A 24574-nucleotide genomic window follows, 5' to 3' on the forward strand; every position below is an offset into this window, starting at 1 on the left:
TGTCAGTCAAAAACCACGCGCGGGAAGTAGAAGGATACCACCCAGTTGGGGGCGTCCACCACTTCGCTGACGCGCAGATCGCCACAAACCGAGCATAGCATATAAGCGTCCACCGCAGACATGCCATGCTCGGCTGTAATCAGATCGATCATACCAGCAACAGCATCTCTGGCGCCACTCATCAGGTCAGGGCCAACCCCGGTGGTGACTTCATAGCCTTTGCTGTCGAGGTGATTGCTCACAGGACCCGGAGTGGTGAAACGTGGCATCTTGAGTGGTGACTGCTTTATGAGGTCGAAGGTCAGAACGATATTCATCGGGCTTTCAATGGCTGTGCCACACACTTCACCATCGCCTTGTGCAGCATGCGTATCACCAACCGAGAAGAGCGCACCTTTCACTTCGACCGGCAGATACAACACGCTGCCTGCACTCAGATCCTTGATGTCCAGATTGCCGCCAACCCGACGCGGCGGGATGATGTCGTGGCGGCCGCTGGCCGCTGGCGCATTGCCCATGGTGCCTGCGAAAGGCTTGAGCGGAACGCGTGCATTGGGCGCATAAAGGGCAGGGGTCAGACCTTCGGCGTCATAGTTCCAGATATGCAGGGCTGGTTCGGTGAACTGATCCGCCAATAGACCAAAACCGGGGATGTTGGCCGTCCAACCAAAGCCTGAAGGGACGAACTGTTCGATCTTTACCTTCAGTATGTCGCCAGCTTCTGCGCCTTCAATATAGACCGGTCCCGTCACCGGATTGACCTTGGAGGCATCGCGTGCCATCAGATCATCAACCGTGCTGGAGCGGATGATCTGTCCGGCCGATGCGTCAATGCAGGTGAATTCAGCCGTCTGACCCGGCATGATACGCGCTACCGGCTCAATGGAATTATCCCAGCCAAAATGATGATGTGCCGCGTGGATGGTATAGTCGCAGAATTGGCACATATGCTAATCCTTCTTGGTTATGAGGCGGACGATCATGTCGAGCATCAATTGTGCACCATTTTCAATATCCGCCCATTCTGTCCATTCTTGCGGCGCGTGGCTGATGCCATTGCGACTGGGTACGAAAATCAAGCCGGAAGGACAAAATGCCTGCATGGTCTGCGCATCATGGCCCGCGCCAGACGGCATGACAGTATAGGAAAGTGTCCGTTTTTTGGCCTCTGCCACAAAAGCCTCGCGGATGTTCTCATTCAGCTCTTGCGGCGGTAGATAGCTGCGTTCCTTGATGGTGAAGGAAAGGTGGTTGCGCTCTGCGACAGTTTCCACGACCGTTTCAATGGCCTTGCGCAAGTTTGCCATAATGTCTGCAGAGGTATCGCGAATGATAATCGTGAAATCTGCCTCACCGGGAATCGTATGAGGAAAGTTCGGTTTGATGTCGACCTTGCCGATGGTGATCCGCGACTGCTCCCCTCCCAATCGATCAATCACTCCGGGGATGGCCGCTCCAATGGTTGCTAGGCCGGTGAAGGCATCGGCGCGCAAATGCATCGGCGTTGTGCCGGAGTGATTGGCTTCGCCCTTCAGATTGACGCCAAGCACCAGAACGCCAGAGATGCCTTCTACGATGCCGACTGAAAGATTTTCGCTTTCAAGCACGGGGCCTTGCTCGATATGCAGCTCCAGAAAGGCGCGAATGCTGTCTTTGTTCCAAGCCGCTTCTTCGAGAGCTTCGGGGGCATAGCCCTGAACCGTCATCGCTTCAGTGAGCTTGACCCCTTCGGCATCGGTTGCTGCCTCGACCCAACCGGCGGGCAGCTGTCCGCTGATCGTCTGAGACCCGAGCATGCCGCCGAACCGGCCTTCTTCTTCTGAAGTGGCCACCACGACAAGCGGCACCGTCGGCTCTATTCCGGCATCCTTGATGCTGCGGGCGCATTCGAGCGCCACAGCTACGCCTAGCGCGCCGTCAAAGGCACCGCCTTCAGGCACTGTGTCCAGATGAGAGCCCGCCATGACGCAGGGCTTGTCCGCATCCCCCAATCGACCAAACAGATTACCCGCAGCATCGCTATGGACCGCAAGGCCATCACCTTTCATCTGTTCGGTAAACCACTTGCGCACGGACAGATCCGCGTCCGAAAAGCCGATGCGATTATAGCCGCCGGTTTCAACATTGAGTCCGAATTTGTTGATGCTGTCGAAGAGGCGTTTCAGGCGCTCGGAGTTGATCTTGGGGGAGATATCAGACATGCCAGCCTCTTTTCTGTTTGCGGACTGTTCAAATTGAAAGTTGGGACTGCTCAATTTAAACGAGTTTGCATAAATTATAATCAATTATCCGATTGGTCCTAATTTATCATAATCAATGCTTGAAAAATAAACAATTCTGCGCCCTAATTGTTCCTGATAATAATTGAGGGAGAACGTCATGAAACGATTTCTAGCCGCAGCACTTGCCGCGGCCTCATTGCTGTTTGCCTCTCCGGGCTATACACAAACCCCACCCAATGTTTTGATTGTTGGACAAATTGCAGAACCGAAATCCCTTGATCCGGCCGCCGATACGGCAGTCAATGATTTCCGTATTCTGGTCAATATGTATGACGGTCTGGTGCGCTATAAGGATGGCACGCTCGAAGTGGAGCCTTCTCTGGCCAAAAGCTGGACCATTTCCGACGATGGAATGACCTACATCTTCAAATTGCGTGAAGGGGTTAAATTTCACGACGGAACGGACTTCAACGCAGAAGCCGTGAAATTCAATTTCGATCGCATGCTAAAGGACGATCACCCTTATCATGACACGGGGCCGTTCCCGCTTGCTTTCTTCTTCTCTTCGGTCAAGGAAGTGACCGCAGTTGATCCTCTGACCGTCAAGTTCGAACTGAACGCGCCTTATGCGCCCTTCCTTTCCAACCTTGCATACCCGACAGGCCTGATGATTTCTCCGGCCGCCGTTGAGGAATATGGCAAGGAAGTGGGCCGTCATCCGGCAGGCACAGGCGCCTACAAGTTCGCCGAATGGGAATCCAACGCCAAGGTCGTTCTGGAAAAGAATGCCGACTATTGGGATGGTGCTCCTGCGCTTGAAGCCGTCATCTACCGCCCGATCACGGATGCCAACACCCGCGTCGCCGAAATGCTCGCCGGTGGTCTGGATGTGATGGTTGAGGTGCCACCTGATAACCTTGCCCAGTTCCGTGACAATGATGCCTTCGCCGTGCATGAGCAGGCTGGCCCACATCTGTGGTTCTTGATTCTCAATGCCAAGGAAGGTCCTTTTGCGAAAAAGGAAATCCGTCAGGCAGCCAACTATGCCATCAACAAGACCGCGCTGGTCGACAATATCTTGCAGGGCACGGCTGAAGTGGCCGCAGGTCCGACGCCTCCGGCCTTTGCATGGGCTTATGACGAGACTCTTGAGCCTTACCCTTACGATCCGGAAAAAGCCAAATCCATGCTGAAAGAGGCTGGCTATGATGGCTCCGAAGTGACCTTCTATGTCACCGAAGGTGGATCCGGCATGCTCGACCCGACTGCCATGGGCACCGCCATTCAGGCCGATCTTGAAGCCGTTGGCATGAAGGTTAAAATCGAGACCTACGAATGGAACACCTTCCTTGGTAAGGTCAATCCGGGTCTTGAAGGCAAAGCCGACATGGCTGAAATGGCTTGGATGACCAATGACCCGGATACCCTGCCGTTCCTTGCCCTGCGCACGGAAGCCTTCCCGGATAAGGGCGGATTCAACTCGGGTTATTATTCCAACCCGAAAGTGGACGAACTGCTAGAAAGTGCACGGACCTCCACGTCGCAGGAAGAGCGCGCCAAGCTCTATAAGGAAATGCAACAGATCGTTCATGAAGATGCCCCTTGGGTCTTCGTGGCCAACTGGAAACAGAATGCTGTAACCAGCGCTGCTGTCGAGAACTTCAAGCTGCAGCCATCCTTCTTCCTGATGCTGCAGGATGTTGCCAAACCGTGAGAGCTCCGGTTCCCCCGTCTCCAACATATGGCGAAGGGGGAGCCATAATCTGACCAACGCCGATCCGCTGTCCCGCATTTCGACCCCTGTTTGTCATATTTGACAGCAGGGCGGGGCGGCCATTTTCAAAAACTCGGAGTAGGGCCATGGGTGCCTATGTCGCAAAGAGGCTGCTTGCTGCGATTCCGGTTCTGTTCGGACTATCCATCATTGTTTTCGTCATCATGGCTCTGATTCCGGGCGATCCGGCTCTGGCGATCCTTGGCTCTTTTGCCACGCCTGAGAATGTTGCCAAACTCAATCAGGATCTCGGCCTCGACAAGCCGATGGTGCAGCAATATTTCATCTGGCTGGGCAACATGCTGCAGGGCGACTTCGGCCGTTCCTACACGCTCAACCGACCTGTGATCGATGAAGTGCTGGAGCGCTTCTCCGCCACTCTTATTCTGGCCGGGCCTGCGCTGGTGCTGTGTTCCATTTTCGGGCTGTTGGCCGGGGTTATCTCGGCGGTGAAACAATATAGCTGGGCTGACAAGGGCTTAACCTTCACGGTGCTCATTGGTATTTCCATGCCATCTTTCTGGCTTGGCCTGCTCCTGATCTTTTCCTTTGCCGTTAAATGGCGTTTGTTCCCGCCAAGCGGCATGTATGCGATCTATGGCGGCGGCGATCTGCCTGATCTCATCCATCATCTCACACTGCCAGCCATTACATTGGCTGTTGTCGCCACGGGCGTTATTGCGCGCCTCACGCGCACCTCCATGCTTGAAGTGCTGCGGCAGGATTATATCCGCACGGCCCGCGCCAAGGGCATCAAGGAACGGCGCGTCATCTATGTTCATGCCTTCAAGGCCGCCATGGTCAGCGTCATTCCTGTGATTGGCATTCAGGCCGGTTTCGTGCTCGGCGGTGCGGTCTATATCGAAACGGTGTTCCAGTGGCCGGGCATCGGCTCCATGCTGGTCAAGGCCATTTCCACGCGCGACCTTTTGCTGGTGCAGGGCGGTGTGCTCGTTGTTGCCGCCGCTTATGTGCTATTCAATCTGCTGGTCGATGTCATCCAGTCCATTCTTGATCCGAGGTTGCGCTGATGTCCGAGACCACGATCGAAACACCCACCAAAAAGAAGAAATCCGGCGGCAGACCGAGCACTTTGCGTCTGCTGCTGAACAACACGCTGGCAACCGCTGGGCTCGTTGTGCTGGCGTTCGTCTTTGTTGTGGCGCTGGCAGCTCCCTTGTTGCCACTGGTCAACCCCGATGTGACAGAGCCTGCCAATCGCCTGCAACCCCTTTTCGCTGATGGTCATCTTTTGGGAACCGACGCGCTGGGGCGGGACATCCTTTCCCGTTTGATCTGGGGCACGCGCGTCAGTCTCGCTGTGGGCGTCTCAGCCACATTGATCGCCGCCTTCATCGGCTCTCTGATCGGTCTGGTTGCTGGCTATGCCGGAGGGCGTACGGATAATCTCCTTATGCGCGGCATCGACATGATCATGGCCTTTCCCTATATCCTGTTGGCGCTGGCCATCGTGGCTGCGCTGGGGCCGGGGCTGCTCAACGCGCTATATGCCATTGCCGTTGTCAATATCCCTTTCTTTGCCCGCAATATCAGGGGCATCACCGTCGGACTTTCCCGGCGGGAATTTGTCGACGCGGCAAGGCTTTCGGGCAAGTCGAATGCATCAATCCTGTTTGGCGAGATCCTGCCCAATGTGCTGCCGGTGATCATTATCACCATGTCCACCACCATTGGCTGGATGATCCTTGAAACTGCCGGTCTTTCCTTCCTCGGTCTCGGGGCACAGCCGCCGCAGGCTGACCTTGGCTCCATGCTGGGGGATGGGCGCAAGATTCTCTTTACGGCACCGCACGTTTCCATCATTCCCGGTGTGATGATCTTCATCCTCGTGATGAGCATCAACCTGCTGGGAGACGGTGTGCGCGATGTGCTGGACCCGCGCTTGAAATCAGGTGCTCTGGCGCGGCCTGTCATGCGGACTGCCGTCATGCGCGACCAGGTGCCAGACATTGCCCCGCAGGAAGACGCCACCCTTGATATGCAGGGGCTTAAAACCGAGTTCCATGTCGGTTCAGATGTCTACAAGGCTGTTGGCGGCGTGGATCTCAAAGTGCGCCAAGGGGAGTGCCTTGGCCTTGTAGGAGAATCCGGCTCGGGCAAGTCCGTGACTGCCATGTCCATCATGGGTCTGGTGCCAACGCCTCCCGGCCGTATCGTGGGCGGTGCTGCGCTGCTTGAGGGCGAGGATCTGTTTTCCAAGAGCGACGAAGAAATCCGCCTGCTGCGTGGGCTCGCCGTCAGCCATGTGTTTCAGGATCCGCTCTCAACCTTGCATCCGCTCTTTACCATCGGTGATCAATTGGTGGAAGCCATCCGAGCCCATCAGGTGATCTCGCACAAGGACGCCATGGCAAGGGCTGAAGAACTGCTCAAGACGGTTCGTATCCCGAACCCCGCCGAGCGTTTAAAGGTCTATCCGCATGAATTGTCGGGCGGTATGCGTCAGCGGGTTTGCATAGCCATGGCACTGGCCAACGACGTCAAGCTGATCATCGCCGACGAACCAACCACCGCGCTCGACGTCACTGTGCAAGCGCAGGTGCTTTCGCTACTCAATAAATTGCGGCAGGAACGCAATGTCGGCATTCTCTTCATCACCCATGATTTCGGTGTGGTCTCCACCATGTGCGACCGGATTGCGGTGATGTATGGCGGCAAGATCGTGGAAACGGGTACGACGGAGGAAATTCTTTCCTCTCCGGCCCATCCCTATACAGAAAAGCTCATCGCCTGCGTGCCTGTGCTTGGTGAGCCGGACCGGCGACTGGATGCCATTGAGGGACGCCCGCCCGTTGTCAACGCACTGCCTGATGGTTGCGCCTTTGCCGAGCGTTGTCCTTATGCCAAAGACGATTGCCGCAAGGGCGACCTAGCTTTGACAGATCTGGGTGAGGGGCGCACGGTGCGTTGTCTCTATCCAGTGTCCGGTGACAAGGCAAAGCAAGGAGAGTGCGATGTCTGAGAGCATGACCATGAACCAAGCCGATACGCTTCTCGAAATCAGTGATGTCAGCCGCCTGTTTGGTGGTGGCAAAAGCCTGTTCGGCAAAGTCTTGCCAGCTGTCCATGCGGTGCAGAACGTCAATATCAAGGTCCGCAAGGGCGAAACGCTAGGCATCGTTGGCGAATCCGGCTGTGGCAAGTCAACGCTTGCTCGTTTGGTTGTTGGGCTCGATCTCCCAACAGACGGTGCGATCACTTTTGCGGGCAAGGACATGGTGGCTGAGGTCAAGAAAGACCGTCGGCAGATGGCCCGCAAGGTGCAATATGTGTTTCAGGATCCTGTTGCCTCGCTCAATCCGCGCAAAAAGATCCGCACCATTCTGGAAGCGCCATTGATCCAGCTCTTGAAGCTGAATGCAGAAGAGAGGGAAGCGCGGCTGGTGGAGCTGATGGAAGCGGTCAATCTGGCTCCGGAATTCCTTGACCGCTATCCGCATGAATTTTCCGGCGGTCAAGCGCAGCGTATCGGGATTGCCCGCGCCCTTGCGGCTGACCCCGAACTGATCGTGCTAGATGAGCCGGTTTCGGCGTTGGACGTATCCGTTCAGGCTCAGGTGCTGAATATCCTCGACGATCTGAAAGAAAAATTCGGCCTGACCTACATTTTTATCAGCCATGACCTGTCTGTCGTCGAAAGCATCAGTGATCGCGTTGCGGTGATGTATTTTGGGCGCATGGTCGAACTGGGCGATGCTGCGGATGTCTTTGCAGAGGCACATCATCCCTATTCCCGTCTTTTGTTAAAGTCCGCTCCCGTACCCGGGCGCAAGTCGATGTTGTCTGAAGATGCGAACACCGAGCTGCCCGACCCTTATAATCCGCCACCGGGCTGTGCCTTTTATGCGCGTTGTCCAAGACGGTTGGATATGTGCACAAACGAGGCACCCAAACTTGACGCAGCGGGCAAAAAGGCCGATCACCTCAGCGCCTGTTTCAATCCGGAGAACAAAGACTAGATGTCTATCGAAGACGATCTGGGGCGGAGAGCCGTTTCGCCCCATCACACTCTGTCCAGCCGTCGACGCAAACGCCCCGATGTGATTGCCGATAAGGTGAGGGACCAGATCGTGACCGCCGACCTGCGGGTTGGGGATCGTATTCCGGCAGACTGGGTGACCCCCGAAACCCTCAATGCTTCCAGAGGCACAGTGCGTGAAGCACTCAAGATCCTTGAGATTGAGGGCCTCATCGTCAGTAAGACAGGGCCGGGTGGGGGCCTGTTCGTCTCCTCCATCGATCCGGAAGATGCCATCCGGTTTCTGGACAATCTTTTTCTCGCCGAGCCGCCATCCATCTCCGATATTTATGCCTTGCGTAAGCAGCTTGAGCCCGTGCTGGCCGCAGAGGTGGCGGGAACCTTGTCTAACGAGCAGTTTGTCCATCTGCAGTCGCTGATTTATCTCTATCAGGATGAACCCGTATCAGCCGAAGACGAATATCGTCAGCGCTTGGCCGAGCTGGACTTCCATTCCGGTTTGGCCAATCTCAGCAAGAACCGCCTGATGGGATTCGTCTGTCGTTTTTTGCATAGCCTGTTGCAGGATAAGTCCGAATGTCGCGCTATCTATTCAGAGCCGACACCCTGGGGGCAAAGGGAAATGGGCGTGAACTATCAGGTCAAATTGCTGCGTGCGCTAAAAATGGGGGATGCTCTGCTGGCCAGTGCCATCATGCGTGAGCATATGATCGAAGCGGAAAAATTCATGATCGAGCGTGCCGTACTGCTGCGCAAGTGAAGCGAAGAGGAGGCAAGGCCCCCCAATCCGCGTTAGATTGCAGCCTAGTCGGCAAGGATCTCGAACAGACCGGCTGCCCCTTGGCCGCCACCAATGCACATGCTTGCCACGCCATATTTCGCCCCCCGACGGCGGCCTTCGATCAAAAGATGCCCTGCCATGCGTGCTCCGGACATACCGTAAGGATGCCCGATGGAAATGGCACCGCCATTGACATTCAGTTTGTCATTATCGATGCCAAGGCTATCGCGGCAATAGAGCAGCTGCGAGGCGAAGGCTTCGTTGATTTCCCAGAGGTCGATATCCTCAACCTTCAGGCCGTTTCGGGCCAGTAATTTCGGGATCGCACGTACGGGACCGATGCCCATTTCTTCTGCTGCACATCCTGCCACAGCAAAGCCGCGGAAAATGCCAAGAGGTTTCAATCCGCGCAGTTTGGCTTCCGCAGCCTCCATGAGAACACAGGCTGCCGCGCCATCGGAGAGCTGGCTGGCATTGCCTGCCGTGATGCTCTTGTCTGCCCCCAGTACGGGTTTGAGACGTGCAAGTCCTTCTGGCGTGGTTTGCGGCCGGTTGCACTCATCCTGCGACAGCGTCACGCGCTCTTCCTGAGAAACACCGGTTTCTTTGTCTCGAGAAACCTTGACCGCTTCTACGGGAGTGATTTCTTCGTCGAATCGCCCGTCCTTCTGCGCTTGGGCCGTGCGTTGTTGGCTTTGCAGGGCATAAGCGTCTTGTGCTGCGCGGGTGATGCCATAGCGCTCGGCCACCAGCTCGGCTGTTTCGATCATAGACATATAATAGCTGTCGCGCACATTGGGATCGCGATAACGATACTGGTTCCAATATTGCTCCAGCTGTACCAAAGAGATGCTGTCTAGTCCGCCGCCAATGGCGACATCGACACCTTCGTTGATGATCATGTGCGCAGCGATGGCTATGGCATTAAGGCCAGATGCACATTGTCTGTCGATCGTGGAGCCGGCCACCGTGTCCGGCAACCCTGCCGCAAGCACGATATGGCGCCCCACATTGATGCCCGTGCTGCCTTGGGTCAAAGCCGAGCCGAAGGTGATTTCCTCCAGCGCATCGCCCTCAAGCGACGCGCGTTCCATGGCCGCCTTTACCGCATGGGCTGCAAGACTTGGCCCTTCAAGATTGTTGAATGCGCCACGATAGGCCTTGCCAATGGGAGTGCGGGCTGTTGAAACAATGACGGCTTGGCGCATATTTGTCTCCTCCGGCGTTGCTTACATGCCAGCCTTGGGCGAAAAGGGCAACGCTTTGATTTTTGATCGGCTTTGACGCCAGCGGCGGGGCCGCCAGCATATGTTATTGAGCTTCCAATCCGCACCAGTCGGCGATGAACAGGGCCGTAGCCATGGTTACGCGCTTGATGCTTTCCAGCGAGACACGCTCATTAAAACCATGGATGGCTTCGGCATGCGGGCCATAAACGAGCGCTGGTGTATTGGCATAAAGTCCGAAGAACCGCGTGTCCGTGGTGCAGGTGATCGCCATCTGCTCAAGGTCCTTGTTGGTAACGGCCTTATGGGCTGCGCCAAGCGCCTTGATTGCACTGGATGCCGGTTCACTCTTATCGTCTGATAAGGCATACCCTTCAGCCATGAACCCGTGGTAAACAACTGTGGGTTTATTCTCTCTCAGGAAGCTGTTTTCCTCAGCTGCTTGCAGCAAGGTGGTCTCGATATCAGCGCGGGCTGCCTCCAAGTCCTGTCCGGGGAACACGCCCATGCGTACGTCAAACACGCACCATGCCGGTACAGAGCTGGCCCAATCGCCGCCGACAATTTTGCCGACATTGAGGTTGAGGGCGTGATCATGATGGGCAAAATCATGATGCCGGTGCTCTGGCGCATTCCAGCGTTTTTCAAGCGCGTGCAAGGCATTGATCAGAGGCACGGCCGCTTCGATGGCGTTGGCCCCATCGCCCGCATAGGCCACATGGGTGGGCAGCCCCTTGAGATGGACCTGAAACCAGATGACGCCTGTCTGGGCCTTGACCAGTGTTTCATCGAAGGGTTCGGGGATGAGGACTGCATCAGCCTTGTAGCCTCGTTGCAAACATGCCAAAGCGCCATTGCCGGTGCATTCTTCTTCGACCACCGATTGGAAAAACACATCTGCGGCTGGGGCAAAACCGGCAGACCGCAGGGCATCAAGAGCAAACAGGTTGGCAACCAAACCGGCTTTCATGTCGCCAGCCCCGCGCCCATAAAGCCAGTCCCCTTCAACCTTGGGAGAGAAGGGCGGCGTTTTCCACATATCAAGGGGACCCGCGGGCACCACATCGATATGGCCATTAAGGATCAGGGAACGCCCCTTGCTGGTTGCGCTTTTATGGGTGCCGACCACATTGACCGCATCATCATAGGAACCGATGACAGGTGAAAAGCCCGGCAATTGGCGGATATCATCAACATTGATCTGCCAGCGATCCACTGAATAACCGCGTTCTGACAAAGCGTCAGCCATATAGGCCTGGGCCGATTGTTCCTGACCGCGCGTGGAAGGATGACTGACCAGTTCGGAAAGAAAATCCGTTTGTTTGTCAAAGTTGGCTTCAACTGCGGAAAGAATTTTGAGTGCAATGTCCTTTTCCATTGTCGCTCCCTCCAATATTTTGTGTGATCGGATCAGAAGGTGGGAATATCACCTTCCGGAATGATCAGCGGCGCACCCGTCGCTGCAATAACGTCATCAAGCGAGACGCCTTCTGCCAGTTCTTTAAGGGCAAAGCCTTCAGGGGTGACATCCACAACGGCCATATCTGTGAAGATGCGCTCAACCGAACCCTTCGCGGTCAGAGGCAAGGAGCATCGCTCAAGCAGCTTGGGATTGCCCTTGCGGTCTGTATGGGTTGTCAGCACCATGACATGGGCAGCCTTTTGTGCCAGCTCGATGCCGCCGCCAACGCCGGGAGAAAATTTGCCCGGAATTTTCCAGTTCGCCAGATCGCCATTCTGGGCCACCTCGAAGGCGCCCAGCATGGTCAGGTCCAACCTGCCGGACCGTACGATGGCAAAGGACACCGCGCTGTCGATGAAGGCACCTCCGGGTAGGGCGCTGATATAAGCCCCACCGGCGTCAATCAGATCGCGATCTGCATGGTCGTAATCCTGCGTCGGGCCGACACCCACAAGACCATTTTCCGTATGCAGCCCCACTTCCATGTCCGAAGAGAGGTAATTGACGACACGAGTCGGCAAACCGATCCCGAGATTGACCAGCATGCCCGGCTCAATCGCACGGGCCGCGCGGGCAACCATTCTTTGTCTAGCGTCGGACAATGGCATATTCCTTGTGCAAGTCTTTAAGGGCGACCACATGATCGACAAAGGGGCCAGGGGTATGGATGGCATCCGGATCAAGATCGCCGATAGGCAGGCAATTCTGGCTTTCGGCGATAACGCAATCGGCTGCCATTGCCATCAACGGGTTGAAATTGCGTGCGGTTTTGGCAAAGCACAAATTGCCGTAAGCATCGCACTGTTCTGCATGCACCAGCGCCACATCCGTGCGCAGGGCTGTTTCCAGAACGAAATCTTTGCCGTCTACCGAGACAATCTGCTTGCCCTCGGCAAGCTCCGTGCCGATGCCGATATCCGAGATGAAACCGGCAAGACCAGCGCCGCCAGCCCGAATGCGTTCAGCCAGAATGCCTTGTGCGCAGAATTCCACTTCCAGCGCGCCACTATTCATCATCTCGATGGCATGGCCATTGAGCCCCAGATGGGTGACGATCAGCTTGCGCACCTGCCCATTGGCCAGCAGATGGTCGATGCCCATGCCCGCCTCATTGGCGTCATTCTTGACGAGGGTCAGATCTTTCTGCCCCTGCCGTACCAACTCGGCAATCAGGTTGAAAGGCGTGCCCGGCACGCCGAATCCGCCCACCATGATGGAAGCGCCGTCGCTGATTTGGGCGACGGCATCTTCAATGGAGCGCTCTTTTTGAGGCAGTCTCATGAGGCATTCACTGGCAAATCGAATTTCGCCGCAAGAGCATCAAGGCTCTCGATGAGGATACCCATGATTTCGTCAATCTGGGATTCATTGACAATCATGGCCGGAGCAACGAGGAAGTGATCTCCTTCCACTCCTCCACGCGTGCGGCGCGAATAGATGATGAGGCCACGCTCATAAGCCAGCTCGACCAGTTCGAGATAGCAGTTATATTCCTTGGGGAGCGGTGTCATGCTGTCCTTGTCGCTGACAAGTTCAAACGCCAGCAGCAAGCCCTTGCCACGGACATCGCCAATAAAGGGATAGCGCTCCATAAGGCCTTCAAGACGGGACTTGAGAAGGGCGCCCATGGCGGCACAATTGTCGATGAGGCTTAGCCGATCAATTTCCTTGAGCACGGCAACACCCGCCGCACAAGCAAGCGGATTGCCGGCATAGGTATAGCCGTGCAGGAAGCCGCCGGCATCGAGCAACGCTTCGACCATGGTTTCGCGGGCAACCACAGCCCCAAGCGGCGCGTAGCCGGCGGCAAAGCCTTTGGACATCGCTACGATGTCCGGTTCGATATCCCAGTGATTGGCAGCAAGGAAAGACCCCGTGCGGCCAACACCGGTCATGACTTCGTCATAGATCAGCAGGATGCCGAATTCCTTGCAGATTTCGGCAATGCGTCCGTAATAGCTGTCTGGGGCAACCAGAGCGCCGGTAGAAGCGCCTCCAATCGGCTCCATGATGAAGGCGAGAACAGTTTCCGGGCCTTGTTTGATGATTTCGTCACGTAGCAGTTCGGCATATTTCAGACCACGCTGCTCATCCGTCAGGTTGTCCCGATCCAGATAGCATGCAGGCGCCGCGATCTTGGGCATATCCCGCATCATCGGGTCAAATGGGCGGGCAAGCGGATCATAGCCTGTCAGAGCCAGCGCTCCGAAGGTGCTGCCATGATAGGACGGAAAACGGGAAATGACCTTCCAGCGGCTCGATTTGCCCTGCGTGATGGCATATTGGCGCGCCAGTTTGATGGCGCTTTCAACGGCTTCTGAGCCGCCTGAGACAAAGAACACGCGATCCAGATTGCCCGGCATGCGTTCTGCCACCATGGAAGCCAGATCTTCGGACGGTTCCGTGCGGAAATGCAGGCGATAGCCGAAGGTGGACTTGTCCATCTGCGCTTTCATCGCTTCCAGCACATTGGGGTTGGAATGCCCGATATTGGAAACCATGGCGCCGGAAGAGCCATCGATATAGCGTTTTCCGGATTGGTCATACATATAGATCCCTTCTGCGCGGTCCAGAAATGGCCTTGGAGCACGGGATTGATAGAAGAGATTAGACGTCTTGTTGCTCATTTTGCGCCTTCGAGATGCTTTCTAAGGAAATTCTTGGTTCTGTCTTGCGTCGGATTGTGGAAGACAACCTCAGGGGCGCCTTCCTCGACGACGACACCGCCATCCATGAACAGAACCCGATCGCAAACGCTCTCGGCAAATCCCATTTCGTGGGTGACGATGATCATGGTCATGGCTTCCTCAGCCAACATTTTCATGACCTGGTTGACCTCTTCGACCAGTTCCGGGTCAAGCGCTGACGTTGCTTCGTCAAACAGCATCAGTTTGGGTTTCATGGCGAGCGCGCGCGCAATAGCCACGCGCTGCTTCTGGCCGCCAGACAATTGCGAGGGGTGATAGTCAATCCGGTCGATGAGCCCGACATGCTCGAGCTGCTGCTCGGCGAGCGCATTGGCTTCATCATCGGAAACACCCTTGAGCAGCTTGGGTGCCAGCGTGATATTTTCCCGCACGGTCAGGTGAGGGAACAGATTGAAATGCTGGAACACCATGCCGATTTGCTGGCGTACCTGATTGATATGCTTTTCATATTGGGCGTGTGGCAACAGCTTGTTGACCTGAACCCCATCCAGCCAGACCTCGCCGGAGGTCAGCGGATCAAGATCGTTGATTGCGCGCAGGAGCGTGGATTTGCCCGAGCCACTGGGGCCGATGATGGCAACGATTTGCTGCTGCTCGACCTGCAGACTGATATCCTTGAGAACTTCCAGCTCACCAAAGCATTTCTGGGCGTGGCGAATATCGACAAAGGGACGATGATGCGTCATGGAATGATCCTTCCGACAGGCTTAACGAGAGGCTTGAACACGGCGTTCGAGACGACGCAACACCGCTTCCATGCCCAGATTGATGATGTAGTAGCAAACCGCGGCAACCGCGTAGAATTCAAACGGCCGGTATGTGCGCCCGATGGCCAGCTGCGCCGACAGGGTCAGCTCCGTAACGCCGATAACCGAGACCAGAGCCGAGTCCTTCAAGAGAGCGATCATGTTGTTGCCAATCGGGGGAATGACATCGCGCACAGCCTGCGGGATCACGATATAGCGCAGGGATTGGCCGCGGCTGAGTCCGAGGGTTCGCGCAGCTTCCATCTGGCCCTTGTCCACCGCCAGAATACTGGTCTGGATCAGTTCCGAGTTATAAACCGCGAAATGCAGTCCGAGCCCTAGCGATCCGGCCACAAAGGCAGGAAGGTCAATGCCGATCTGAATGAGACCGAAATAGATGAGAAACAGCTGAAGCAGTAGTGGTGTTCCCATGAAGAGCCATTCAAAGCCCTTCATCGGCCAACTGATCACACGCGGCGCATAAAGCGCGATAACGGCGAAAAAGATGCCGCCAAAGAAACTGAGAACAGCTGCCGCCACCGTAATGGCAATTGTCCAGAAGACGCCTTGCATGATGACGTCGAAGAAGCCGGGTACGACCGAAAAATCAAGCCCCATGACGGCCTCCAATCAAATCTTGAAAAATCATTGAATCCGCACCTTCTTGTCGAGCCAGCTGATGCCGCGTCCGGTTGCATAGATGATGATCATGTAAAGAACACCAGCCAGAATGAACATTTCAAATGGCTTGTAGGTTGAGCCGATATAGCGCTGAGCGGTATAGGTAAGCTCGACAACCGAGATTGCCGCAACTAGGGCCGTGCCCTTGATGAGCGCATTGATGTTAACGCCCAGCGGGCGCACCATCAGGCGAAAGGCTTGCGGCAAGATCACATAGCGCGTGGCCTGCCAACGACTCATGCCCAACGTTCTGGCCGCTTCTGTCTGGCCCTTGTGAACCGAAATGATGGCGCCACGAATGGTTTCTGTCATATAGGCCCCGATATTGAGACCGAGCCCGATAACGCCGGCTTGAAAGGCATCCAACTGAATGCCGATCTGCGGACCACCGAAATAGAGCAAAAATAACTGGATGAGGGCAGGGGTGCCACGAAACAGACTAACATAGGCTGCTCCGATGAAACGGATTGCCTTAAGGCGCGACAGTCGCGCCGCTGCGCCCAGTGAACCACAGATAAGGCCAAGAATAGCCGTGAGAACCGACAGTTCGATGGTCAGTACGGCCGCCTTGAGAAAGTGGGGATAGACCCGGAGGATAAGATCAATATCCATATAGTGCAGTCCTCAATGATGATCCTTGCGCTCCAGAAGCGGTAGCTCCCGGATTTCACGCACCAGATCGGCTGTTTCTTCAATCGCAGCTTTCAGGAAAGCTTCGCCATTTTCGGCTGTTGCGAGCGCAGGATCGCCCATGGTGCCATCAGGGGACACCGAAGACCACCAGCGCATCAACATCGCCTTGCCACCTCCACGCGCCAAATCGAGGTTGAAGAATTTGCTCTTGCCATCATGCAGATTCTGGTTCTGGGCCTTTTCCAGATGCACCAGATCCGGATGCAGATATTTGTAGATCGCCGCTTCAAATTCGCCTGCATGGGCGATGCCGCCGATATCGGACGCGCGAACCGCATTGATCTTGTCCGAGCACAGGTTCCAGTAAGAGGCCGAAACACAAAGAATGCCGGTTTCAATGACGGTCTTTCGCGCTGCCAAATCCAGAACCGGGTGATTGGACCCATGAGAATTGAGCAGCAGTATGCGCCGGAAACCATGATGCGCGAGGGATTTGGTTACATCGGTCACGAATGCAATCAGTGTTTCGGGCTGTATCCAGATAACACCCGGAAAATCCTTGTGATGCTCATTGAAGCCATAGGAAATGGGCGGCATGACAAGAACCTGATCAGGTATGGCTTTGGCTACACCTTCTGCAACCGCCATGCCCAGAACCGTATCGGTATCAAGAGGCATGTGGGGCCCGTGATCTTCTGTTGCTGAAACGTTGAGAATCACGACGCGGTCTTTGTCGATATCGCGCACCTCTTCCCAGCTGAGCTTGCCATAGTCAGTCTGCATGAGAAAAGTCTTTCGGGAAAAATTGGCCCGCAGAAAACCTGCGGACCATATTATATTGAAAAATATTTGGTTTTGAAATTAGCGAATGTCGCCGCCAACCCATTTGTTGGCAATTTCGAGGTAGGTGCCGTCAGCCATCAAGTCATCCAGTGCCTTCTGCATGGCTGCTTTCAGATCCGGGTTGCCTTCGCGGATGGCAATACCAGCACCAAAGGCCTCGGTATCAAGGTCTGGCAGTTCAACCATTTTGTAGCCGTTTTCCTTGATGGCGAGCATGGCTGCGATACGGTCGTTGACGATCGCATCAACACGGCCATTGTCCAGTTCCATGAGCAATTCCGGCAGGCCTTTATAGGTGCGGATCTTGTAGCCGGCTTCACGGGCCCACTGTTCGTGGGTCTCACCCAGAGTAACGCCCAGAGTGGCATCATCAAGCTGAGATACGCTTGTGATTTCAGAGCCTTCCTTGGTGAAGATGGCGCGCTTGGTGGCATAGTAAGGACCAACAAAGTCAACAACTTTGTCGCGTTCTTCGGTGATTGTCATGGAGCCGACGATCGCGTCATACTTGTTGGCCAAGAGGCCGCCGATGATGCCGTCCCATGCGGTGGTGATGATTTCAACTTCAAGGCCCATGCGCTTGGCGATTTCGGTGCCGATGGCCGGGTCGAAGCCGACCACTTCGTTGGCGTCATTGACAAAGTTGAATGGAGGATAGGCGCCACTCATGGCAATGCGAATTACGCCTTTTTCCTTGATGGTGTCGAGTTCGTCGGCGAGAACCGGAGCGGAAATGCTAAGGCTTGCCAGCACGAGCGTGCCGGTGGCTGCGACAAACTTCAACAAGCTGCGACGGTTGATCATTAAGATTCTCCTGTTTGAAGCGAAAACTGTTCCCTGGCGTTTTGCCTAATTTTTAGCAGTGACTAAATTTTTGCCACCTTGTCTTGAAGGTTGCATGGGATGTATCATCAAGCAAATAAATAATTCCAATGATGAGTATAGATTGGATCTATGATGAGGCCCTATGAACAGCGGTTTCCCTGGAATCTTGATTGGAACCTGCTCCGAACCTTCATGGTTGTGGTTGAGCAAAAAAGCATCACCAAAGCTGCAGATTTCTTGGGGTTGAAACAACCTACGGTCAGTGCTGCGCTTAAAAGGCTTGAAGAAATAACGGGCCACAAGCTGATTGTGCGCAAACCCAACCAGTTCAGGGTAACGAGGGCCGGAGATATTCTATATTATGAATGCTCTACGATCTTCGGCAGTGTGTCCCAGCTTCCCTCTCTATTGGATCGTGGTGAGGATGAGCTCAGAGGACACATTACGTTGGTTGTTGCAAGCCATGTGGTTTGTCCCCAATTCGACGAAGTGTTGGCACAATATGCCCGTCTGCACGACAAGGTGACCTTTTCTATCTCTGTGGCTGATAGTGAAGAGATCGTCAGTCGGGTGGGGCAGAATCGCGCCAGCTTCGGCGTCTGCCTCGTCAACAACAGCGCCGAGACGCTGGATGCGGAGATTCTCTATCGCGAGTATTTCGCTCTTTATTGTGGTCCGAACCACCGGCTCTTCAGACAGAAAGACATAGATGTTGCGGAATTGATCGGCGAGCCCAGCGTATCCTTCCAAACAGAAGTGGAAGGGGGGGCTCTGGAGCCTGTGGCGAATCTGCGGGCGCGGGTTCAGGCCGCGACTCGCTGGCATGGGGTCTCATCCAACCTTGTCGAGGTGCGCCGCATGATCGTCGCCAATATCGGAATTGGTGCTTTGCCGGTCCATGTTGCCAGAAGGGATGTGGAGCGGGGGCTGTTGTACCAATTGCCCCCCTATGAAAATCTGCCGCTTGTGGATGTCTTTCTGGTTTCCAATCCCAAACGGCGCGCGTCTGATGCGGAGGCAGAATTCCTGCGTCTTTGCACTGAGAGGATATTCAGCCTTCCGCTCAGTGAAAGAACCTTTAAATAGCATCGCACGCTCGTGGACGGAAACGTTGTAATGGCCAGACTGTCAGGCTTTGTCGAGAATGCTCAGGGCCGTTTGTTCGTCGGTAACAAGCACATTGATGAAATCCCCTCGCAACGCGCCGAGCATGGAGGCGGTCTTGTCGGTGCCGCCAGCAACGGCAATTCGTGTGGGAACCTGCCTGACCTCATCAAGCGTGATGCCCATCAGACGGTCATCCAGTGGTCCTTGAATCCAGTTGCCATTCGCGTCAAAGAAGCGCCCGGAAATCACTCCGACAGCACCGTTTGCAATGTAATATTTGCTTTCCTCGGCGTTGGTCAATCCACTGGCAAAGACAAGGCTGTTGTCCTTGACCGAACAGACGCCAAACAGGATCTTGTTGCAGGAGCGAATGCGTGCGAACTGTTCCTGTATGATGGTTTCCTTCAGCAAGGCATCGCGCAATTCCTTGTTGCTCAGAGCGGCCGGTGCATGGAGATTGGCAGTCTTTGCGTGCAGCTTGAGAGAAATGAGGGATACACACTCCTCTGAACTGAAGCCGTCCGATGTGCCGCGCTGGCTACCAACGACCTGAACCACGTAGAGATTCGACATGGACTGGTCGGTCAGATTGTTGGCGAGTGCCTGCACGGTGCGGCCCCAGGCAACCCCAACCACATCATCAGGCGCCAGTGCCCCTTCAACAAAACTTGCTCCGGCTTTGCCGATGCGTTGTGTCGGGGAAAGCAGGCCGCCATCATCGGGTATGACCATGCATTCTTTCAGGCCGAATTTATCCTTGAGGGTCTGTGCCAGATTGATGCTAGTGAGTAGATCACTACGTACCGAGATCTTGATATAGTGGTTAGCACGTGCTTCTTGTAGGTAATTGACAACAGTTGCGCGCGACACGCCTAATAGCGACGCGATCTGGTTCTGAGTTAATTCGTCATGGTAATAAAGCCATGCCGCCCACAATCTAGGGTCGTTCTGATAGGTCGCCGGTGTTGCAACGCCATTCGCCGCCGGTGGTTTCCCCACCGAAGCCGTTTTCCCAGACTGTGTTTTTGTCGGCGATTTCATATCCCTTAGGCCTTCCCGAACTTATATTTTTCAATTGTCAAATTATTATAGCAAAAGTCATTGTGGTTGCAATCCCAAATAAATCAAGGGATTTGTGCGGTTACTATTCCTATTTTGACACTTGACAAAAATATCTGACAAAGGTTACCGTCCATATGACGAGAGGATAACGGTATCCAAACGTCACAACTGCTTTTGCTGCTGTAATAGGTGTTTTACCCGAGTTCGGTCAAGTCAAAGTCCAACTGGGAGTCGATGGGCTCGTCAGTTAACGGGAGATGTTTGGCTTGTCGAATGTGTGGGGGAAGGGATCTTGCAAAGGGCATTGGCAGGTTCAATCGGGGTGAGGTCCGAGCGAACAAAATTCATTGGGCCGCGAACCTGGTTGTTGGGTTTGCGTCACAATAAGGGAGGAATACATGTCCAATAGTGTGTCGAACAGGTCTCTGTGGCAATCCGTCACGTCCGACCGCCAGTTCAATTTTCTTGTTGTTGTCAATCTGCTGGTTTTAACCGCCGCGGTCTCCATTTCTGGAATTGACTTTGTCAACGCCTATAACCTTCAATCGATGGCTATCCAGATCCCCGAGCTCGGGCTTCTCGCAATTGGCGTGACCCTGGCGATGATTTCGGGCAACGGTGGCATTGATTTGTCTGGCATCGCGTTGGCCAACCTTTCAGGCATCACCGCAGCCTTGCTGGTCCCTCAATTCATATCACCTGACGATAGTCCGATGACATATGTCTTCGTCTTCGGATTTGTCTGTCTGTGTGTTGGCTTTGTAGGTGGCATCGTCAATGGTCTGTTGGTGTCTCGTGCCAATCTGACGCCGATTATCGCAACGCTCGGCACTTCGCTTGCCTTTACAGGGGTGAGTGTCGTTCTGACCAACGGGTCTGGTGTACGTCTGGGCTATATCGAGCCACTTGATGCTTTCGGCCATTCGCCCATCATGGGAGTTCCGATGTGCTTTGCCCTGTTCTTGGTCATTGCCATCATTATCGGTGCTGTTCTGCGTTTCACGCCATTCGGAACGCGGCTCTTCCTCCTTGGAAGTAATCCGAAAGCCGCTCGCTTCGCCGGTTTTAATGAAAAGAGACTGTTTCTGACGGCCTACACCATTTCCGGAATGTTGGCCTCGGTTGCTGGTTTCATCATTGCTGCGCGCATTTCGAGCGTCAAATGGGACTATGGTACCTCTTATGTCCTCATCGCCATCCTGATCGTTGTGATGGCAGGCGTAAAGCCTGAAGGGGGATATGGCCGCATCTCATGCGTGATTCTGTCAGCAGCTGCGCTGCAGATTCTATCGAGCATGTTCAATTTTCTGAACATCTCGAACTTTTTCCGGGACTTCGCCTGGGGCGTTCTTCTGCTGGTCTTCTTGGCTGTGTCCAAGTTTGACCTCAGGGTCTGGCGCCTCACCAAATCTTGAAAGGGGAAGGACCGGTCTGTCCGGCAGGCACCCTCGATGCCGGGCATTTGAGCCAGAGGGAGTTCTTTAAGGTTTTAGGGAGAGAAAGGAACTACCGCAATGTCTAAACTGAACAAACTCGCAATGTGCGCCCTGATGGTGGGAACGATGTTCTCGGGAGGTCAGGCTGTTGCACAGGACGACAAGGAAATCGTTACCGTTGTCAAGCTGCTCGGCGAAACCTGGTTCCGTCGTATGGATGTGGGCGTAACAGAATATGGTAAAGTTACCGAAGGCGTAACCACCAAGGAAATCGGCCCGGGTAAAGGCGATGCTGCCCAGCAGGTCCGTCTCGTCGAAGACCTGATCGCAAAAGGCGTAGACGCCATCGCGGTCGTACCATTTGATCCGCCCATGATGGAAGGTGCTCTGAAACGCGCCATGGATCGCGGCATCACCGTCATTACACACGAAGCCTCCAACCTGAAAAACACCCAGGTCGACATGGAAGCGTTCGATAATGATGCCTTTGGTGCGCACTTCAACGACCAGATCGCCAAATGCATGGGCGAAGAAGGCACCTGGACATCTTTCGTTGGCTCGCTCGGCAGCCTGACCCACGTACAGTGGGCTGATGCTTCTGCGGCAAACGCCAAAGAAAAATATCCGAATATGAAACTCGTCTCCGCAAAGAATGAGTCGTTCAACGATGCAAACACCGCTTATAACAAAGCCAAGGAACTTCTGAAAAAGTATCCTGACATCAAAGGCTTCCAGGGTGGTTCTGCTGTTGACGTGATCGGCATCGGTCGCGCCATCGAGGAAGCCGGGCTGACCGGTAAGGTTTGTGTCTATGGTATCGGCATGCCTACCGATACGAGCCGCTACCTCAAGAGTGGTGCTGTCACCGGCATCAGCCTTTGGGATCCGAAAGACGCCGGCTTCATCATGAACAAGATCGCGCATCTGGTTCTCAATGGTGAAGAACTCAAAGACGGCATGGATCTGGGTGTACCTGGCTACACCAACATGAAACTGAAAAAAGGCCCGGGTAAAGGGGTTCTTCTTGTTGGTCAGGCTTGGCTCGACATCAACAAGGACAATGTCGACGAATATCAATTCTAAGACAGAGTCTTGAAGGTTGATGGAGTTTTTTCGCGCAGCAGCCAGCAACGGTTCCTTTCGCGAAAATCTCCCCGGGAGAGCGTCTTCCGGCAACGGGTGACGCTCTTCAGGCCAAAGGATGCAGCCAATCACAAGAACCTACTTCTCACTTTGAGCGCATTGGAGAGCACAAAGGGAAGCAGGGCAGAGGGGCTGCATCAAAATTGGCGCCACGCCATGAGGACACGGCGCTAAGGTTTACTCATAGACACAAAACCCTCTTGGTCTGTGTCGAACGGTCGTCTCTCCGTTCAGATTTGGCCCCTTTTTCGTAAAACCGGAGCTGATCGCGAGGAACCGAGGGTTTGCGGGATATAGCATGAATAGCATAGGCACCATTCCCAAGTTTTCTCAGGTTGATGCGGAAGCATCTCAGGATGAAACGCCATTTCTGGAAGTTCGTGGGATTCATAAGCGCTTTGGCGGCGTCCATGCCCTGCGCGGTATCGATCTTTGCATCCATCCGGGGCAAATATATCACCTCATGGGTGAAAATGGCTGCGGCAAGAGTACGCTCATCAAAATCATTTCCGGTGCGCAGCCTGCTGATGAAGGGGAAATCCTGATCAGTGGAGAAAAGGTTTCGGGGTTGGATCCTCTTGGCGCTCTGAGAAACGGCATCGAGACCGTGTATCAGGATCTGTCGCTTCTGCCAAACCTCACCGTCACCGAGAATATTGCTCTTTCGGAACAGCTGGTGGGCGCCGATGGCAAGCTGTCGCGAGGTCTTGATCTTGGCAAGTTGAAAGAAACAGCAACGCGGGCGCTGAAATCCGTGAATTTGCCGACAGACGCACGTTTCTGTTCTACGGAAGTCTCCAGGCTTCCCATTGCGACCCGGCAGTTGATCGCGATTGCGCGCGCCATCGCTTCGGACGCCAAACTCGTGATCATGGATGAACCGACCGCCGCGCTGACCAAGCGCGAAGTCGACAATCTGATTGAAATCGTGGACCAGTTGCGCAGTCGTGGTGTCGCTGTGCTGTTCGTGACCCACAAGCTCGATGAGGTGATGTCCATTGGTGGCCATTTCATTATCATGCGTGATGGTGAAAAGGTACAGGAAGGCGACGTTGCCGGGCATCAGAAGAGCGATTTGAGCTACTGGATGACCGGGCGCAAGATTGATGTCGTGCGCTATCGTTCAACGGAGATCGGTGAGAAGGATCTGCTTGTTGTCGATGGGCTGAAGCGGCGCAACGCCTTTGCGGATGTGTCCTTCTCTCTGGCTCATGGCGAGATCATCGGTGTTACGGGGTTGCTGGACTCGGGGCGCAATGAGCTGGCACGTGCCCTGGCTGGCGTTGAACCGGCTGACGGGGGCTCGGTCGTGCTGGATGGCAAGACCATTCATCTGCGCCGACCGGTGGATGCCATTAAGGAACAGATCGGCTATGTGCCGGAGGATCGCCTTTCGGAAGGGCTGTTCCTGACCAAACCCATTCAATCCAACATCATTGCCCAGATCCTGGATGATTTGCGTGACAAGATGGGTATGGTCAGCAAGCTACGTAGCAAGAAGATGGCCGAGCGACTGGTCAAGGACCTGCAGATCGTGATCGCCAATCTCAATGATCCGGTTCAATCCCTCTCGGGTGGCAACCAGCAGCGCGTTCTGATCGGGCGCGGGCTTACCATCGTGCCGAAGGTCTTCGTCTTGCACGGACCGACCGTGGGCGTTGATGTCGGGTCAAAGGACACAATTTTCCGCATCATTCAAAAGCTCGCCAGTCAGGGCATGGGCGTGATCATCGTGAGCGATGACTTGCCCGAATTGCTTCAGAACTGTGACCGCATCCTCGTCATGCGTCGGGGCAGGGTGGTTGAAACATTCGAAGCGGAAAATCTGGAAGAAAATACCCTTTACCAGGCAATGGTAGCGGAAAATCCAACGGGGAAACGGTCATGAGTGATTTTACAATAGACAGCATCAACGGTGAGAAAAG

General features: G+C 54.8%; 22 protein-coding genes. 9 read left to right on the forward strand and 13 right to left on the reverse strand.

The annotated features are described in order from the left end of the window. Positions 1-2 precede the first annotated feature (2 nt). Both BM258_RS02710 and BM258_RS02715 read right to left on the reverse strand, forming a co-directional pair. Entirely contained in the window at positions 3-947 is a 945-nt protein-coding gene (locus tag BM258_RS02710) for an acetamidase/formamidase family protein (protein WP_090068566.1), read from the reverse strand. A 3-nt stretch (positions 948-950) separates the two neighbouring features. Next, complete coding sequence (locus BM258_RS02715) at positions 951-2201, reverse strand: Zn-dependent hydrolase (RefSeq protein WP_090068568.1); 1251 nt, start codon at positions 2199-2201, stop codon at positions 951-953. Positions 2202-2379: 178 nt separating this feature from the next. Here BM258_RS02715 and BM258_RS02720 point away from each other — a divergent pair, with 178 nt between their 5' ends. From BM258_RS02720 to BM258_RS02740, 5 genes are all read left to right on the forward strand, one after another. Then, a complete protein-coding gene (locus BM258_RS02720; RefSeq protein ID WP_090068570.1) occupies positions 2380-3936 on the forward strand; it encodes an ABC transporter substrate-binding protein in 1557 nt (518 codons plus the stop codon). A 146-nt stretch (positions 3937-4082) separates the two neighbouring features. Then, positions 4083-5027 carry an ABC transporter permease gene (locus BM258_RS02725; protein WP_090068572.1) on the forward strand — a complete coding sequence of 315 codons (945 nt, stop codon included), beginning with the start codon at positions 4083-4085 and terminating at the stop codon, positions 5025-5027. Further along, entirely contained in the window at positions 5027-6979 is a 1953-nt protein-coding gene (locus BM258_RS02730) for a dipeptide/oligopeptide/nickel ABC transporter permease/ATP-binding protein (RefSeq protein WP_090068574.1), read from the forward strand. The genes BM258_RS02725 and BM258_RS02730 overlap by 1 nt, the downstream gene beginning before the upstream one ends. Next, entirely contained in the window at positions 6972-7976 is a 1005-nt protein-coding gene (locus BM258_RS02735; RefSeq protein ID WP_244544561.1) for an ABC transporter ATP-binding protein, read from the forward strand. The genes BM258_RS02730 and BM258_RS02735 overlap by 8 nt, the downstream gene beginning before the upstream one ends. Continuing rightward, positions 7977-8756 carry a FadR/GntR family transcriptional regulator gene (locus BM258_RS02740; RefSeq protein ID WP_090068576.1) on the forward strand — a complete coding sequence of 260 codons (780 nt, stop codon included), beginning with the start codon at positions 7977-7979 and terminating at the stop codon, positions 8754-8756. It abuts the gene before it with no gap. 44 nt (positions 8757-8800) lie between these two features. Here the strand turns inward: BM258_RS02740 and BM258_RS02745 are convergent, their stop codons facing one another. The 10 genes from BM258_RS02745 to BM258_RS02790 all read right to left on the reverse strand — a co-directional run bounded on the left by BM258_RS02745 (position 8801) and on the right by BM258_RS02790 (position 17880). Further along, positions 8801-9985: a thiolase family protein gene (locus tag BM258_RS02745; RefSeq protein ID WP_090068578.1), complete on the reverse strand. Its 1185-nt coding sequence runs from the start codon at positions 9983-9985 to the stop codon at positions 8801-8803. A 103-nt stretch (positions 9986-10088) separates the two neighbouring features. After that, positions 10089-11381, reverse strand: a complete 1293-nt coding sequence (locus BM258_RS02750) for an ArgE/DapE family deacylase (protein WP_090068580.1) — start codon at positions 11379-11381, stop codon at positions 10089-10091. A gap of 32 nt (positions 11382-11413) precedes the next feature. Continuing rightward, the gene (locus BM258_RS02755) at positions 11414-12067 is read right to left on the reverse strand and encodes a 3-oxoacid CoA-transferase subunit B (protein WP_244544562.1); all 654 of its coding nucleotides are present in this window, start codon (positions 12065-12067) and stop codon (positions 11414-11416) included. Next, on the reverse strand, positions 12054-12746 hold the full coding sequence (locus BM258_RS02760) for a CoA transferase subunit A (protein WP_090068583.1): 693 nt from the start codon (positions 12744-12746) through the stop codon (positions 12054-12056). Before BM258_RS02760 ends, BM258_RS02755 begins: the two co-directional genes overlap by 14 nt. Next, complete coding sequence (locus tag BM258_RS02765) at positions 12743-14092, reverse strand: aminotransferase family protein (RefSeq protein ID WP_090068585.1); 1350 nt, start codon at positions 14090-14092, stop codon at positions 12743-12745. The genes BM258_RS02760 and BM258_RS02765 overlap by 4 nt, the downstream gene beginning before the upstream one ends. Continuing rightward, a complete protein-coding gene (locus BM258_RS02770; protein ID WP_090068587.1) occupies positions 14089-14859 on the reverse strand; it encodes an amino acid ABC transporter ATP-binding protein in 771 nt (256 codons plus the stop codon). Before BM258_RS02770 ends, BM258_RS02765 begins: the two co-directional genes overlap by 4 nt. 21 nt (positions 14860-14880) lie before the next feature. Continuing rightward, entirely contained in the window at positions 14881-15537 is a 657-nt protein-coding gene (locus BM258_RS02775) for an amino acid ABC transporter permease (protein WP_090068589.1), read from the reverse strand. Positions 15538-15564: 27 nt separating this feature from the next. Next, the gene (locus BM258_RS02780) at positions 15565-16212 is read right to left on the reverse strand and encodes an amino acid ABC transporter permease (RefSeq protein ID WP_090068591.1); all 648 of its coding nucleotides are present in this window, start codon (positions 16210-16212) and stop codon (positions 15565-15567) included. Positions 16213-16224: 12 nt separating this feature from the next. Beyond that, a complete protein-coding gene (locus BM258_RS02785) occupies positions 16225-17016 on the reverse strand; it encodes a creatininase family protein (protein WP_090068593.1) in 792 nt (263 codons plus the stop codon). Between the two features lie 78 nt (positions 17017-17094). Further along, positions 17095-17880 carry a transporter substrate-binding domain-containing protein gene (locus tag BM258_RS02790; RefSeq protein ID WP_090068595.1) on the reverse strand — a complete coding sequence of 262 codons (786 nt, stop codon included), beginning with the start codon at positions 17878-17880 and terminating at the stop codon, positions 17095-17097. Positions 17881-18030: 150 nt separating this feature from the next. Between BM258_RS02790 and BM258_RS02795 the strand changes: the two genes are divergently transcribed. Then, the gene (locus BM258_RS02795; RefSeq protein ID WP_244544563.1) at positions 18031-18987 is read left to right on the forward strand and encodes a LysR family transcriptional regulator; all 957 of its coding nucleotides are present in this window, start codon (positions 18031-18033) and stop codon (positions 18985-18987) included. Positions 18988-19029: 42 nt separating this feature from the next. Here the strand turns inward: BM258_RS02795 and BM258_RS02800 are convergent, their stop codons facing one another. Then, positions 19030-20007 carry a sugar-binding transcriptional regulator gene (locus BM258_RS02800; protein WP_210186629.1) on the reverse strand — a complete coding sequence of 326 codons (978 nt, stop codon included), beginning with the start codon at positions 20005-20007 and terminating at the stop codon, positions 19030-19032. Positions 20008-20468: 461 nt separating this feature from the next. Here BM258_RS02800 and BM258_RS02805 point away from each other — a divergent pair, with 461 nt between their 5' ends. From BM258_RS02805 to BM258_RS02815, 3 genes are all read left to right on the forward strand, one after another. Further along, a complete protein-coding gene (locus tag BM258_RS02805; protein ID WP_090068599.1) occupies positions 20469-21485 on the forward strand; it encodes an ABC transporter permease in 1017 nt (338 codons plus the stop codon). Positions 21486-21584: 99 nt separating this feature from the next. Beyond that, the gene (locus tag BM258_RS02810; protein WP_090068602.1) at positions 21585-22589 is read left to right on the forward strand and encodes an autoinducer 2 ABC transporter substrate-binding protein; all 1005 of its coding nucleotides are present in this window, start codon (positions 21585-21587) and stop codon (positions 22587-22589) included. A gap of 358 nt (positions 22590-22947) precedes the next feature. Next, positions 22948-24537, forward strand: a complete 1590-nt coding sequence (locus BM258_RS02815; RefSeq protein WP_090068604.1) for a sugar ABC transporter ATP-binding protein — start codon at positions 22948-22950, stop codon at positions 24535-24537. Positions 24538-24574: the final 37 nt, after the last annotated feature.

Origin of the sequence: Cohaesibacter marisflavi (assembly GCF_900115225.1) — a bacterium.
In the GTDB taxonomy this organism is placed as follows: Bacteria; Pseudomonadota; Alphaproteobacteria; order Rhizobiales; family Cohaesibacteraceae; genus Cohaesibacter; species Cohaesibacter marisflavi.

Excerpts from the sequence above, each read along its gene's own strand:
- BM258_RS02770 (WP_090068587.1), bottom strand. The coding sequence starts at position 14,859 with ATGACGCATCATCGTCCCTTTGTCGATATTCGCCACGCCCAGAAATGC.
- BM258_RS02740 (WP_090068576.1), top strand. The coding sequence starts at position 7,977 with ATGTCTATCGAAGACGATCTGGGGCGGAGAGCCGTTTCGCCCCATCAC.
- BM258_RS02735 (WP_244544561.1), top strand. The coding sequence starts at position 6,972 with ATGTCTGAGAGCATGACCATGAACCAAGCCGATACGCTTCTCGAAATC.
- BM258_RS02775 (WP_090068589.1), bottom strand. The coding sequence starts at position 15,537 with ATGGGGCTTGATTTTTCGGTCGTACCCGGCTTCTTCGACGTCATCATG.
- BM258_RS02760 (WP_090068583.1), bottom strand. The coding sequence starts at position 12,746 with ATGAGACTGCCTCAAAAAGAGCGCTCCATTGAAGATGCCGTCGCCCAA.
- BM258_RS02715 (WP_090068568.1), bottom strand. The coding sequence starts at position 2,201 with ATGTCTGATATCTCCCCCAAGATCAACTCCGAGCGCCTGAAACGCCTC.
- BM258_RS02790 (WP_090068595.1), bottom strand. The coding sequence starts at position 17,880 with ATGATCAACCGTCGCAGCTTGTTGAAGTTTGTCGCAGCCACCGGCACG.
- BM258_RS02745 (WP_090068578.1), bottom strand. The coding sequence starts at position 9,985 with ATGCGCCAAGCCGTCATTGTTTCAACAGCCCGCACTCCCATTGGCAAG.
- BM258_RS02805 (WP_090068599.1), top strand. The coding sequence starts at position 20,469 with ATGTCCAATAGTGTGTCGAACAGGTCTCTGTGGCAATCCGTCACGTCC.
- BM258_RS02795 (WP_244544563.1), top strand. The coding sequence starts at position 18,031 with ATGATGAGGCCCTATGAACAGCGGTTTCCCTGGAATCTTGATTGGAAC.
- BM258_RS02720 (WP_090068570.1), top strand. The coding sequence starts at position 2,380 with ATGAAACGATTTCTAGCCGCAGCACTTGCCGCGGCCTCATTGCTGTTT.
- BM258_RS02785 (WP_090068593.1), bottom strand. The coding sequence starts at position 17,016 with ATGCAGACTGACTATGGCAAGCTCAGCTGGGAAGAGGTGCGCGATATC.
- BM258_RS02780 (WP_090068591.1), bottom strand. The coding sequence starts at position 16,212 with ATGGATATTGATCTTATCCTCCGGGTCTATCCCCACTTTCTCAAGGCG.
- BM258_RS02810 (WP_090068602.1), top strand. The coding sequence starts at position 21,585 with ATGTCTAAACTGAACAAACTCGCAATGTGCGCCCTGATGGTGGGAACG.
- BM258_RS02725 (WP_090068572.1), top strand. The coding sequence starts at position 4,083 with ATGGGTGCCTATGTCGCAAAGAGGCTGCTTGCTGCGATTCCGGTTCTG.
- BM258_RS02815 (WP_090068604.1), top strand. The coding sequence starts at position 22,948 with ATGAATAGCATAGGCACCATTCCCAAGTTTTCTCAGGTTGATGCGGAA.
- BM258_RS02730 (WP_090068574.1), top strand. The coding sequence starts at position 5,027 with ATGTCCGAGACCACGATCGAAACACCCACCAAAAAGAAGAAATCCGGC.
- BM258_RS02765 (WP_090068585.1), bottom strand. The coding sequence starts at position 14,092 with ATGAGCAACAAGACGTCTAATCTCTTCTATCAATCCCGTGCTCCAAGG.
- BM258_RS02750 (WP_090068580.1), bottom strand. The coding sequence starts at position 11,381 with ATGGAAAAGGACATTGCACTCAAAATTCTTTCCGCAGTTGAAGCCAAC.
- BM258_RS02710 (WP_090068566.1), bottom strand. The coding sequence starts at position 947 with ATGTGCCAATTCTGCGACTATACCATCCACGCGGCACATCATCATTTT.